We start from the raw sequence: 13364 nt of genomic DNA on the forward strand, positions 1-13364 counted from the left end.
GCGTTACAAGCAGTTGAATTGTCTGAATTGTCGTAGACTTTGGCACATTCTCCAGGCCGACTCAGCCAGCGTAGATGCTGCGGCACGCGGCATTCTCCCAACTTTGCAACCAAGAGTCAGAAACACCTGCGACCAGACAATCAGTCGCTGAGGTGCTTACGATCGCGGGAAATCAGCAGCGACCCGATGGGCGCAAGCAAAGCCGGAAAAGGCCACCGCGTTGAGGCCCTGCCCCGGAAAGGTGCTGTCACCCACACAGTACAAGCCGGGAATGGCGGTGCGGTTAAAGGGCATGCCCAAGAGTCCTCGTAATGGGTGGGCGGGCATGGGGCCGTAGGTGCCGTCACGACGCCCCAAAAAGCGGCGATGGGTGCGCGGCGTGCCAATGGAGCAATGGTCGATCGCCCCCGACAGACCGGGAAATACTCGCTCTAGGCGCTGAATGAGCGGTTGGGCCAGGGCTTGTTTGTGCTGCTCGTAGTCGCTGGGCGATCGCCCCTGCCAGTCACTCATCCAACTGGGAGTAAAGGTATGCAGAATGTGGCGACCCGGTGGGGCCAAACTGGGATCGAGCAGGGTCGGAATCGAGAGAAATAGCGTACCGTTGGGCGCTTCCAACTCGGCCCAGTCATCCAGCAGGATTTGGTGGCAGTCGGACTCCGGAGGAATCACCGCCGCATCAACCCCCAGGTGAACACTGAGAAAGCTGGGCGCTGCCGTGTAAGCCTGCTGCCAGCGCTGCTCCCGCTTTGGCAGGGGCGGCTCTAATAAAGTTTCAAAGGTGTCCCAGCGGGTAGCATTCGAGACGATGCGGTCAGCGGTGTAACGTTCGCCCGTGGCGAGTTCCACACCGATCGCCCGTCCTTGCTGCATCACAATTCGCTTGACCCGCGACTGATATTGGAGATGTCCCCCAGCCGCCTCCAGTCCCGTGACTAGCGCCTCCGCGATGCGACCGACACCGCCTTGGGGATAGTTGACGCCGCCGTAGTGGCGATCGCTGAACACCATCCCCGCGTTAATCAGCGGCGTTTTTGCCGCAGGCACCACCGACCAGCAGTAGCACTCCATATCAATGAAGCGGAGCAGTTCGGGATCGTGCAAATAGCGGCGAGCTAAGCCCCCCACATTAGCGGGTAGCCGTCGGGCCAAGCCGAGACAGGCGAGGGGATTTTGGGCAAACACGCGAGCCACATAACGCGGTTCTTCCAGGGAAAGCAGCTCGATCGAGTTCAAGCAGTTGAACACTTGCCAGCAGGTATCGTAAAAGCGGCGAATGCCCTGACGTTCGTGGGGAAAGCGATCGCCCAATTCTGCCAAAAATGCTTCGTAATCGCGATGCACCCGTACCGACAAGCCATTGGGCAAGCGGTAATGCACCTGCACCGGATCGGGAATGGTTGCCAGCTGCTGCCCCACAGCGGCGAGGGCACGGGTCAGCAAGTTCGTCGTGCCCTGCTGCCCAAAGCCAAAAATCATCGACGCGCCGACATCAAACCGATAGCCATCGCGCTCGAAATAGCCCGCACTGCCCCCTGGAATGAGATAATGCTCTAGCACGAGGGGATGCAGTCCTTTGGCCGCGAGCTGGGTAGCCGTCACCAGGCCACCAATGCCAGAGCCCACCACAATCACGTCAAAGTGACTATCGGTAGGCCAGCGGTGGGGAGTCGTTTTGGGGTTAGCGGTGGGCATCCGGCGATCGCATTCACAACAGTCATCTCACCTCATAGAATCTCGCATTCTGCCCATCGTTGTCATCGCATTCCCGCAGCGACAGAGTATGATGAAGCCGATCATTTTGCCCCGACAAATTTATGGCCCCTCAACTCCGCGTCTTTGTGCCCCCACATCCCCTGGTGAAACATTGGCTAGGGGTCGCTCGCGATGTCAACACGCCGTCGGCCCTGTTTCGCACCGCGATGACCGAGTTAGGTCGCTGGCTCACCTACGAGGCCGCCCGCGAATGGCTGCCGACTTTTGACACGCAAGTGGAAACCCCCCTGGCCCCCTGTCCGGCCACCTTTGTGAATCCGGAAGTGCCGATGATGATTATCCCGATCTTGCGGGCGGGGCTAGCGCTGATGGAGGGGGCGCAGTCGGTATTGCCGCTGGCCTCGGTTTACCACGTGGGCTATGTCCGCAATGAAGAAACCCTGGAAGCGAGCTGCTATCTCAACAAATTGCCCGCGAGTCTAGCCCCCGAGACGCGGGTACTCATTAGCGAACCGATGCTCGCCACCGGGGGCACCATGATGACCGCCATGGCCGATTTGGTGGAACGCGGCATCCAGCCGGAGAACGTCAGAATCGTCGCGATCGTGGCGGCTCCCGTCGCGCTGAAAAAGCTGGCAGAGGCGTATCCAGCGCTCACGATCTACACCGCGATGATTGACGAAGGGCTAAACGAAAATGGCTACATTGTGCCGGGTTTAGGGGATGCGGGCGATCGCACCTTTGGCACCTAGCAATTGGGTGAGTCTACAACATTCTGGTGGCGGATCGTGGATGGGTATGAGGGTGGATGTGGGGACGATTTCTTGTCCAGTCCAGGCGTTGGGACATTGATTCTGACCCGGTACTCTGACTCTCTAGCCCCAGAGACACCGTTAAAATTTCACGTTGCCAAACGCAGGCTTGGGGGCGGTCTGCAAGCCCTATGACGGCAGATGATCCAAAGCGATTAACGCAAACGTCCAGAAATCGGCAACAATACCCATACGGGGATCATTTTCAGCCCCGTCAGTTCTGACGAATTCTGTAATTTCCCATGAGTCAGCAAGACAACTTTGGCAGCGGATTTTTGTTCGGCACGCTCTTTGGGGGCGTTGTCGGCGGCATTGTGGGGGCCGTGGTGGCCTCGCGGGTGTTGCGAGAACCCGCCGAAGAGGATGCCTTTAGTCTGGCGGATGACCAAGAGGGAGAAACCGGGGCGTTTAGTCCTTCGGAAGAAGAAATGGAATTTGCCCGGCGGGGGCTAGAAGACAAAATTGCCCAGCTCAATTCTGCTATTGATGATGTGCGGCATCGGCTGGGAACGCCCAACGGCCAAGCGCAGTCCCACGAAGATGTGAATTAGCTCTCTCTCAAGGGACGCACCCCCATCTCAGGGGACGCACCCCTTAGAGGGGTGCGTCCCCTGAGATCAAGCGGCAGATCGGGGACGGTAGGCGCTACCGATCCAGTCAAAGTCGATTTCGTTGAGGTAATCGACGACCCAGTTGGCCCGCCGCTGAATCATGCGATAAGGGTGACAGTGGGCGACACCGACGACGGGAATGCCCGCTTGTTTAGCCGCGGCAATGCCGGGATACCAGGCTTCGATCGCCAAACAATTGTGGGGCGTCAGCGCGAGGTCAGGAAACTGTTCGTTGAGCCGGGCGATCGCCATTTCATAGCCACGGGGGGCGGGTTTTTCTTCCGCGATGGTCATATCCTCTGCCGTCACCTGCACCGCAAAGTTGTCGGCGAGCTGGGCGTGATCCAAGACCCAATCCACCTCTTGGCGCGCTGTGCTGGTGACGATCGCGACGGGAAACGAGGCCACTTTGGCCTGGTACAGCAAGTCGGTTAAACCAGGATAAATCGGCAGTCGGGGAATGTCGGCCAGCTGTTGCAAATACTGGTCGGTAAGTTTCGCCAGCAGCTGCGCCAAAAATTCGGGCGTGGTGACCCGCCCCCGCCGCGACAGTAGGCGATCGAGGCAGGCGCGATCGCTGCGTTCGGCACACATTTCAACATATTCTTCGGGGTTGGGGCGCAAATTTTCTGAGAGCAAAATGTCATCAATCAGGCGACCTTTGAGGCCGGTATCTTTGATGACGATGCCGTTAAAGTCTAGTAATAAAGCTTTGAGCACCATAGAGTTGAAGAAACTGGCATCTTGGCAATTGTCCATGCAGTCTAGCCCATTGTGCTGAGCCATCACAGCTCTCCGCAACTTAAACCAGGATTGCTGACTGTAAGGCAATCTAGCGTTTCCTTAAACCTATGTGTTTATTGATAGCGCGTTGGCAATAACGCCTGATCCCCACGTTACGCTAAAAAAATATTAGTTAAGCCCCCACCCACCCTCAAAGGGCTCGGTCCACGGAGTTACGCCAAGGAGTTCTGATGCTTTCCCAAGCCATGAGCGATCGCCTCAACAAACAAATCAACCTAGAGATGTATTCTTCGCATCTCTATTTGCAGATGGCCTCTTGGTGCGCGTATCAGTCACTCGATGGCTGCGAGGAATTTTTGCGGCTCCATGCCCAAGAAGAAGCCGAGCACATGCACCGTCTGTTGGGTTACATGCACGAGACGGGAGCCTTTGTGGTGCTGGGCGGCATGGATGCCCCACCCACCCAATATGAATCCGTGCAAACGCTCTTCGAGAAAATCTACGAGCACGAAGTTCACATCACCCGCAGCATCAACGAACTGGTCCACTTTGCCAACAAGGAACCTGACTATTCCACCCTGCAATTTTTGCAATGGTATGTGGCGGAGCAGCACCAGGAAGAGTTTTTGATGAAGAGCATTTTGGACAAAATCAAACTCATCGGTACCGAAGGTCAGGGCCTTTTCCTCATCGATCAGGAAATTGGCAAGCTCGCCACTTCCCCCGCCAAGGAAGCCACTGCTTTGACGGGCAGCGGCGGGAATCCGGCTTAGGCCATCGCCAGCCTGTCGATCTGGCGAGCCCATGTGGTTGAATCGACAGGCAGAGTGATGGGAAGAAAGCAATGCCAATTTCACCCCGGTTTTGGCAACTGAGTGGACTGACGGCGGTGTGGAGTGCCGTGGGGCTACCAGCGATGGCGCTGTGTCCGGCGGAGTTGCCCGTGGCATTGGAGACCGTGGCCGCACAGCCCGGTCTCACGGGAGCCCGGTTAGGCGTACAGGTCGAAACCCTGGCGGGAGAGACCGTGGCGAGTCGCGAGGGCGATCGCTTCTTTGTCCCCGCTTCGACGCTGAAACTGCTGACCACGGCGGCGGTGCTGACGGCCCTGGGGCCAGAGCACACGCTGCAAACCTCGGTGCTGGGCACGACGAGCACGGGCGATCGCACCACGCTGCAAGTCATCGGGGGCGGCGATCCCAGCTTTGACCAAGCTAGTTTAACGGCATTAGCCACGCAGCTTGCCCGGCAACCGATACCGTCGGTCGAGGTGTTATATGGCGACGATACCGCCTTTCCGGGGGCGGCGGTGAACCCGAATTGGGAATGGGAAGACGTGCAGGCGGGCTATGGCGCGCCAGTGAATGCGCTGATTTTGGATGAAAACGAGATTGTGCTTAATTTGGTGCCCCAAGGCTTGGGCGAACCGTTGCAAGTCGTGTGGGCTGAGCCGCGCCAGGGATTAGGTTGGCAAATCGAGAATTACAGCACCACGGTCGCGGCGGGCGCACCAGAATACGTCAGCGTGGGGCGCGACTTGGGGCAACCCGTGTTGCGCGTGTGGGGCCAATTGATTGCAGGCTCCCCAGCGGAAACCACCTCGATCGCGGAACCCAACCCCAGTCAAGCGTTTTTGGACGCCTTGCAAACGGCACTCGCCGCACAGGACATCCGAGTCCGGCAGACGCGGTTATCTGGGGTACAGGCTGGCGATCGCTGGACACCCCTCGCCAGCATCACATCGCCGCCGCTGGCGGAACTGTTGATTCCCACCAATCAAAACAGCAACAATTTGTACGCGGAAGCCTTACTGAAAATCCTGGGACAACAGCAGCCCAACGCGACCGATGCAACGGACGCTGGGGTCGCGATCGCCCGCCAAGTCCTCACGGATCTGGGGATGGATGTGGCCGAACTGGTGATGGTGGATGGCTCGGGACTCGCCCGCAAAAATTTGGTCACGCCCCGGGCCATGGTCGATGCGCTGCAAGGGATGGCGCGATCGCCCCATTTCCCCACCTACCGCGACTCCCTCGCCGTCACGGGCGTCAGCGGCACCCTGCGCAATCGCCTCAAAGATACCCCCGCTGCAGGTCGTGTCTATGGCAAGTCAGGAGCTATCAGCCGCAACTTTGCCCTCGCAGGCTACCTGGAACCACCCAACTACGAGCCCCTCGCCTTCAGCATCTTCATCAACAACATCAACGCTCGCGGCAGCACCGCCCGCGCCATCATCGACGACATCGTCCTGCAACTCACTGGTCTGAAGGCATGCGAATAAGACTTTATTCAGCGTATTCTTTTCCTAAGAAAAAGCTTAAAGTTACTCACTTATGTTGATGATGCAGGATAGAGTAACTGAACAAGTATTAGCTCAAATCTTTGTAACTGATGACAGGGCAAGAATCAGAGAGTAAAGCAGAAATCAGCAAAGAAAGTCCAAACAGAGCCGATAACAAGCAAGGCAGTTTTGGGGGGCTTCCAATACCACTATTGGACTCGCTTACGAAAGGATGGACTGCGTCTTCGGTGGCTGTTATAAGCTTGCTTAGCGCTATCGGGGGTGCATTAGTTACAGGCTTTTTTGAAGTAAGGGGGCAGGATCTTCAATCAAAGGCTCAATTTCAGCTTGGAAGACAGAAATTTGAATTTAGTCTCATCAGAAGTGCTTTAGAGGAAGAAAACCCTGAAGAAGACGCTCAAAGCCCTGAAGAAGAGAGTCCAGAACCTGAAGAAGACGGTCAAAACCAAGATGAGCTTGGAAACACCTCTAGAAGCATAAATGCTATCAACACCATTGAAGTAAACGGCTCAGAAAACTCTAGTGGAAGCGCTTTGGATTCAGATGAAGAACATAATCAAAAGGCAGCCGACACTCTTCTATTTTACTGCACTATTGGAATTATCCAAAGCCTTGATTGCGAAGCAATTAGGCTTTGGATAAAAGATAAGCAAAATTTGCCTACATTTCCGCGTGAGCCAGAAAATACAGGAAACCTTCCTCCAGTAGGAAATTCCAATAATTCATTCCCATATCCCTTTGGCTCTATATGTTATTTTGTTTTAACACCTGTCAAGGTTTACGGTTCACCATCGTTTGATGCACCATTAGATGTCAGCTTTACTGAAGCTGATTTTGCTTATGCTTCTTACCCATTCGAGCGAGTTGTCGTAAACAATGGGCAAAACGCATTCGTACTAATAGACTTTTACGGGGGGAACCAAGGATGGGTACCTTTCTTCTCAGAAGATTTGAGCACTAAGATTCTCGAGCAGTACCCACCAGATGATTGTCTCTTATAAATAACGACTGTAATTTGAGTCAAATCTAAGGAAACCTTAAAGTAGTCAAAAACATCATCTACTTTGCGAACTGGTCAATCGCGCTAAATATCCGCTCCACATCTTCCTCGGTAGTGTAGGGATTCAGCAGCACTACTTTGAGCCAGTTGTGGCCGCGATAGCGGGGCAGCGACAAAAAGGCGTGGGCCTCGCGCAGCAAATATTGCTGGAGATCCCGGTTCCACCCATCCCACTGATCAGCGGGGAGCCAGTCGGGGCAGCCGCGAAAGCACACCAGATTCATTTCCGGCTGACTCGCCAACTCTAAAAAGGGGCGAGCTTGGATGGCAGCGACGAAGGCTCGCGTCAGGGTATCGCTGGCGGCGATCAGGTCGCGATAGCCTTGCCGCCCCAGATGTTGCAGCGATAGCCACAGCTTCAGCACATCGGCGTGGCGGGTACCCTGGACGGAGATTTCCCCCAGGTTCGTCCAGTCGTCCTCCGTATTCATGTACGGGGCCGCCACCTGAAAGTGGCGCTGCAAATGCCCCATGTCGCGAAACAGTACCGAGGCGCAAGTCTTGGTCACATACAGCCACTTTTGCGGATTGAAGGTAACGGAATCGGCCTGCTCGATACCGCGCAGGCGATCGCGGTGCACCTCCGAAAACATCAGCGCTCCCCCATAGGCCGCGTCCACATGGAACCAGAGGTCGTGCTGGCGGGCGATCGCCCCCAGCTCCACCAGCGGATCGATGTTGCCCGTGACGGTAGTGCCCGCCGTTGCGACCAGGGCAAAGGGCTGCTGACCTTGGGCTTCGGCGTGGGCGATCGCATCCTTCAGCGCCGCAATCGCCATTTGCGAATTGCGATTGGTGGGAATGGCGATCGCCCCCTCGGTGCCTAATCCCAACAGCATCGCCGCTTTTTTTACCGACGTATGAGCCGCTTCCGAAACAAACAAAACTGGTGGTTTTGTCGCGCCTGCTAACCCCGCTTGGGCGCAGCCTAATTTGCCATTGCGCGCCACCGCTAGCGCCTGGAGATTAGCGAGACTGCCGCCACTCACTAATAAACCACCTGCGCGATCGCCCAACCCAAACAGCCGCGCGATTTCCTGCATCAACAGCGGTTCCAGCCGCGAAAAGAACGGCGACATTTCGACACTGAGCATGTTGTTGTTCAACGCCGCGACGACGAGATCACCCAAAATCGAGGCCGTCGTCGGTAGCGGATCCATGTGCCCCAGGTAGCCAGGATGGGCCGGATTCATCGCCGTTTTCAGCGCCTGGTCAATGGTCTCCAGCAGCGTCGCCGTGTCAGCCGGGAGTTCCGGCAGGGCGATCGCGGGCAGTTCATCTACCGGGGGCAGCGGCGACTGCTGAGCGGCGGTGGTCAGGTGCACCAGGATGCGATCGCCGGCGGCCTGGAAGAGGGCAGCGATCTCGTTACGGTTGTGGCCGAGCGGGTGAATAAAGGCGGTGGGAGGCAGGGACATGGCGGGGCAGAGTGTGAGGGTAGCTGGGTGTGAGGGTGGCTGGGTTTTGCTAATCGTGCGGTGGCAAGGTGATAGGCTCTTAAGCAGTTTTATTGCCCGTCGCAAGGTGATCGCATATGGGAACCCAATCTACGACTAAGACGATCTTTTTGCTCACGTCGATGGTGGGCTGGCTCATTTTCGGAGCCGCGCTGATGTATTTGTTTCCCGCGATCGCGGATCGGTTGGTCAATAACGAACTGACCCATACCTGGATGGCGACCTTATCACGGGGCAGCTATCAGCCGACGCTGGGTCTGGTGGTGGGCAGTGTAGCCGGTGCCTTTTCGACGCTGCTGACGGTGGTGTGGTACCAGCAATTTGAAGAACGGGCTTAACCCGCAGCTATCCCCCCGTGGCAGCCCGCCAGATCGGCGAAGTTTTTGTGGGAAAAAAGTGCATGATTAACCGTCGCGATCGCGGAATTCTCGCTATCATGCGGGCGATTAACGACGTGCGATCGTGGATTCGCCAGTGTGAAAATTGCCGCTGCAAAAAGCGGTGATATTTTGTCGGTTAGTTTTTTTGAACTATCTATACATATAGAGTTTTTATCAATCTTCTAGGGGAAATTGCGCTATATTTAGCCTACTGAAATCGAGCCGCCCCTAGTATGGTTTCACAGCTTCGCACCCCGCTGACGCATCCTGTGCCTGACCGACCCGCCCGCATCATCGAGCATCCCTGGTTACATGCGGTCGCTGGCACCGTCCAAGTTTTTACCTCCCCCCATCGCACTTTTTTTACCAACGTCATGGTGCAGGCGATGCGCGTCGCGGGGCAGGGGCATTCGGTTCTCATTAGCCAATTTCTCAAGGGCGGCATTCGGCAGGGGGTCGAGCAGCCCATGCTGTTTGGTCAAGGGTTGGAATGGCTACGGCCCGATATTCAGCGATCGCTGCAAAAGGGGGATGCCACGGCGGACGAGCAGGCCGCGATCGCTCAGCTGTGGCAGCACACCGAAACCGCTGCCATGCAGGGGCGCTATGCCCTGGTGGTGTTAGACGAATTGAGTCTCGCCATGCAGCTCAATCTGATTTCTGAGGACGCCGTCCTGAACTTTTTGCAACAGCGCCCGTCGCAAGTGGATGTGATTTTGACTGGGCCAGAGATGCCGGAATCGGTGTTGGCGATCGCTGACCAAGTGACCGAATTCCGCCGCCATTTCATTCCCTAACCGGGGATTACCGGGCCGCTCTCATGACAGACTCTCTGCTTTAATCTGCAAGATATTTGAGGATCAAAAACATGATTAAAAACGACGCTTGGATTTCTCAAATGGCCGATGAGGGGCTGATCCAGCCGTTTGAGCCGCGCTTGATTCGTCAGGTTGATCTGGGCGAGCTAAACGCGACCCGCCCGGTCATCAGTTACGGTTTGTCTTCCTATGGTTACGACATTCGGCTGTCGCCGTCGGAATTTCGGATTTTCCGTCACATTCCCGGCACGGTCGTAGATCCCAAAAATTTCAGCCCGGACAACCTGGAGCCCACTGCCCTGAGAACCGACACCAGCGGCAGCTACTTTATCTTGCCCGCCCATTCCTACGGCTTAGGCGTCGCCCTGGAATGCATTCAAGTACCAGACAATATCAGCGTCATTTGTATTGGCAAGTCCACCTACGCCCGCTGCGGCATCATCGCCAACCTGACCCCGGCAGAGGCGGGCTGGCGCGGGCACTTGACCTTGGAATTTTCCAACTCTTCCAGCGCCGACTGCCGCATGTACGCCAACGAAGGCGTGGTGCAGCTCTTGTTCTTTGAAGGCGAGCAGTGCGAAGTCAGCTACGAGACCCGGCGCGGCAAGTACCAAGACCAGCCGGAGCAGGTGACCCTGGCCCGTGTGTAAGTTGTGATCCAGCAGCCTCCTCGTAGTCCTCTCCGTTGTCGCCGCCCCGTGGGAAATCCCACAAGAATGCTGCATGGCTGCTCGGGCGATAGAACCTCACCTCACCTCTCCTTGGCAAGGAGAGGAACCGGAAATTCTGCCAGATTCGGGTCAAGTTTTTCACCAGCTTGTGAATACACCTCTCCTTGGCAAGGAGGTATGTGTTTAGCGGGGCTTTAGATCCCCCGCTGTCGCTGTCCCCTTGGCAAAGGGGCTATGAACATCTCGGGTCAAAGTCCCCCTTGTTAAGGGGGATTGAGGGGGATCGGCAATAGCTTGACGCTAAACAGGTACGCAAGGAGAGGTGCCGCAGGCGGTGAGGTTAATGACGCGCTAATACCCAGCAGGAATATCCCGTCATTAATCCGGCGTCAGCACGATGCGATAGCGGGGTTTCCCATCCCGCAGACGATCCATGGCCTCGTTGATTTGGCCGAAGGAGAACGTCTCGATGATGGGCTCGATGCTGTGGCGTTGCGTAAAGTCCAGCATGGTTGCAGTGGTGGCGGGGCTGCCCAGCGGAGTTCCAGAGATTGCTTTTTGTCCCCCAATAAGCGCGAACGCATGGGTGCTGATGGGCGAGGGCGGGACGCCGACGAAGTGGAGGCGGCCTTTGGGGCGCAGGGCGTCGAGGTAGACGCTCCAGTCGAGGTCGGCGCTGACGGTGGAAATGATGGCGTCGAGGGAACCGGCGATCGCCCCCAGGGCATCGGCATCTCGTGAGTTCACAACATGGTGCGCCCCCATGGACTTGGCTTCCTCAGTTTTGTCAGGACTGGACGAAAACGCCGTCACCTCGCAGCCCCAGGCCCGCAAAAATTGCAGCGCCATGTGCCCCAGTCCCCCGATACCAAGTACGCCGACGCGATCGGTCGGCATGATGCCCGCCTGAATAATCGGGTTAAAGACGGTGATGCCGCCGCAAAATAACGGTCCCGCTTTGGTCGCGTCAATGCCATCTGGGAGCGGAATGGCCCACACTTCATGGGCGCGCACTTTGTCAGCAAAGCCCCCGTATCGTCCCACAATGGTCTGCTCGGCATTGGGACAAAGATTGTGATTGCCCGACAAGCACCACTCACACATCATGCAGGAGCTGGCAAACCAGCCCAAGCCGACTTGCTGACCCACGCTAAGCGATTTGACGGCAGTGCCGATCGCGGCCACTCGCCCAATCACTTCGTGCCCCGGCACCAGCGGGTACTGTGACATGCCCCATTCGTTGTCCAACATGCTGAGGTCGCTGTGGCAGACGCCGCAAAATTCAACGTCAATTTCGACATCGGTATCTCTCAGAGGGCCAGGATCGTACTCCATCGCCGTGAGTTTGCCGCCGGGTTCGTGGGCTGCGTAGGCCTTAATCATAGAGCTGGTGTCGGTAGTAGAACTGCCGTCATCTTAAACAAGATTGTTCGCTGGGGGGCGGTACATAGCGCACATTCCGCTGCTCATCGGGGCTGATGGCCGTATCGCGAACCGGCCGTCAGGTGATGGCGATCGCGCTCAAAAGTTGAGATATTGCTCCACGCCATCGAGCATCATCTGCACCGAAAGAATAATCAGCAGCATCCCCATCAGGCGCTCGACGGCAAGAGCACCCCGTGGCCCCAAGCGCTGAAAAATCCACGGTGACGCCCACAAAATGACGCCGACAATGCCCATGGCAAAAGTCAGCGCTCCGAGCCAGTTGCCCAGCAGTTGCGGATCGGATTTGGCCATGACGAGTAGGGCCGCGATCGCACTGGGTCCCGCAATCAGCGGCATGGCGATGGGGACAATGAAAGGCTCTGAGTCCAGGCTCGACGGCATGGCGGAGCGACTGGGAAACACCATACCCAGCGCAATGATAAATAGGATAATGCCGCCGGAAATTCTCAGGGTATGCGACTCGACGCCGAAAAACGACAGCAGCGGATTGCCGCCAAACAGGAACAACATCATAATACCGTAGGCAATCAACGCCTCGCGCAGAATGATGCGCTGCCGCTTTTTCGGTGGGACATCGGACAACAACGTGTTGATGGTCACCAAGTTGCCAAACGGATCCAAGATGAGGAGCAACACAATGGCGGCAGAAATAATGGACATGGGGTTCCCGACAGCAAGACCTTCCCATTATCAGTACCGGGTTCAGGATTGCGATCGCTGGGGCATAAACCTCAACAATCACCGTCAGTGAATTCGCCAGCCACCTTAAGCTGGGGGGCAGTGAACTAGGTCGGCTCTGGGTGGTAAAAGTATTGCCTTAGGCGAATCGCACCACGCACTTGTGCTAACAGCTGCTTGGGTCAAGGTTCAGATGGCATGTCGGAAAATCACCCGCAACGATGATAAATAAACCCTAAGCAATTTAAAACCGGTAATGAAGGGCTGATTATACTGAACCCGTCTACCTAACCACCCATATCGGGATATTAGGCTGACGCATTGCCACCTAAACGCCCAGATCAGGTGATTAGGCTGCAAGATTTCCACCTAATCACCTATACAGGGGAGTTATGCAGCATGTGTCGGTCCAATAATATAGTTAGCTGGCTTCGTTTCTGGGTTAGGGCGGTACAGTGAGGTTATCGGTCAGGAGTGAATGTTAAACTTGACCCAAAAACACTAGTACCGCTCGGCGTAAATTTACTACCCATTAGCCCTCACCCTAAATCCCTCTCCCAAGCTTGAGAGAGGGACTTCAAACCGCTAGCCCCCCTCTCCCAGCTTTGGGCTACTAAGTACACACAAGTCATGTTGTAGTAGGATGCTGCCAGAAAACATGGGGTCATC

General features: G+C 56.3%; 14 protein-coding genes. 9 read left to right on the top strand and 5 right to left on the bottom strand.

Annotation, left to right across the window (positions count from 1 at the left end):
• Positions 1-156 precede the first annotated feature (156 nt).
• Positions 157-1695, bottom strand: coding sequence for a carotenoid isomerase (gene crtH / locus JUK32_RS19305; protein ID WP_204140498.1), 1539 nt, complete (start codon positions 1693-1695; stop codon positions 157-159).
• 122 nt (positions 1696-1817) lie between these two features.
• Between crtH and upp the strand changes: the two genes are divergently transcribed.
• Positions 1818-2468, top strand: coding sequence for a uracil phosphoribosyltransferase (gene upp / locus JUK32_RS19310; protein WP_204140499.1), 651 nt, complete (start codon positions 1818-1820; stop codon positions 2466-2468).
• A 302-nt stretch (positions 2469-2770) separates the two neighbouring features.
• Positions 2771-3079: a hypothetical protein gene (locus tag JUK32_RS19315; protein WP_204140500.1), complete on the top strand. Its 309-nt coding sequence runs from the start codon at positions 2771-2773 to the stop codon at positions 3077-3079.
• Between the two features lie 66 nt (positions 3080-3145).
• On the opposite strand, the gene JUK32_RS19320 is transcribed toward JUK32_RS19315, so the two are convergent.
• A complete protein-coding gene (locus JUK32_RS19320) occupies positions 3146-3925 on the bottom strand; it encodes an HAD family phosphatase (RefSeq protein WP_239112857.1) in 780 nt (259 codons plus the stop codon).
• A 188-nt stretch (positions 3926-4113) separates the two neighbouring features.
• On the opposite strand from JUK32_RS19320, the gene ftnA reads away from it, so the two are divergent.
• From ftnA to JUK32_RS19335, 3 genes are all read left to right on the top strand, one after another.
• A complete protein-coding gene (gene ftnA / locus JUK32_RS19325) occupies positions 4114-4656 on the top strand; it encodes a non-heme ferritin (protein WP_204140501.1) in 543 nt (180 codons plus the stop codon).
• A gap of 71 nt (positions 4657-4727) precedes the next feature.
• Positions 4728-6164: a D-alanyl-D-alanine carboxypeptidase/D-alanyl-D-alanine-endopeptidase gene (gene dacB / locus JUK32_RS19330; protein WP_204140502.1), complete on the top strand. Its 1437-nt coding sequence runs from the start codon at positions 4728-4730 to the stop codon at positions 6162-6164.
• Between the two features lie 110 nt (positions 6165-6274).
• Entirely contained in the window at positions 6275-7186 is a 912-nt protein-coding gene (locus tag JUK32_RS19335; protein ID WP_204140503.1) for a hypothetical protein, read from the top strand.
• A gap of 58 nt (positions 7187-7244) precedes the next feature.
• Here the strand turns inward: JUK32_RS19335 and JUK32_RS19340 are convergent, their stop codons facing one another.
• On the bottom strand, positions 7245-8663 hold the full coding sequence (locus tag JUK32_RS19340; protein ID WP_204140504.1) for a pyridoxal-dependent decarboxylase: 1419 nt from the start codon (positions 8661-8663) through the stop codon (positions 7245-7247).
• A gap of 116 nt (positions 8664-8779) precedes the next feature.
• Here JUK32_RS19340 and JUK32_RS19345 point away from each other — a divergent pair, with 116 nt between their 5' ends.
• The 4 genes from JUK32_RS19345 (at position 8780) to dcd (ending at position 10550) form a co-directional block, all read left to right on the top strand.
• Positions 8780-9040, top strand: a complete 261-nt coding sequence (locus JUK32_RS19345) for a hypothetical protein (RefSeq protein WP_239112858.1) — start codon at positions 8780-8782, stop codon at positions 9038-9040.
• A gap of 17 nt (positions 9041-9057) precedes the next feature.
• Positions 9058-9207, top strand: a complete 150-nt coding sequence (locus JUK32_RS19350; protein ID WP_204140505.1) for a hypothetical protein — start codon at positions 9058-9060, stop codon at positions 9205-9207.
• A gap of 108 nt (positions 9208-9315) precedes the next feature.
• A complete protein-coding gene (locus JUK32_RS19355) occupies positions 9316-9879 on the top strand; it encodes a cob(I)yrinic acid a,c-diamide adenosyltransferase (RefSeq protein ID WP_204140506.1) in 564 nt (187 codons plus the stop codon).
• Positions 9880-9950: 71 nt separating this feature from the next.
• The gene (gene dcd, locus JUK32_RS19360) at positions 9951-10550 is read left to right on the top strand and encodes a dCTP deaminase (protein ID WP_204140507.1); all 600 of its coding nucleotides are present in this window, start codon (positions 9951-9953) and stop codon (positions 10548-10550) included.
• A 399-nt stretch (positions 10551-10949) separates the two neighbouring features.
• Here the strand turns inward: dcd and JUK32_RS19365 are convergent, their stop codons facing one another.
• Positions 10950-11954, bottom strand: a complete 1005-nt coding sequence (locus JUK32_RS19365; RefSeq protein WP_204140508.1) for an NAD(P)-dependent alcohol dehydrogenase — start codon at positions 11952-11954, stop codon at positions 10950-10952.
• Positions 11955-12092: 138 nt separating this feature from the next.
• Complete coding sequence (locus JUK32_RS19370) at positions 12093-12677, bottom strand: MarC family protein (RefSeq protein ID WP_204140509.1); 585 nt, start codon at positions 12675-12677, stop codon at positions 12093-12095.
• Between the last annotated feature and the right edge of the window lie 687 nt (positions 12678-13364).

The organism is Halomicronema sp. CCY15110 (assembly GCF_016888165.1).
In the GTDB taxonomy this organism is placed as follows: Bacteria; Cyanobacteriota; Cyanobacteriia; order Phormidesmidales; family Phormidesmidaceae; genus Halomicronema.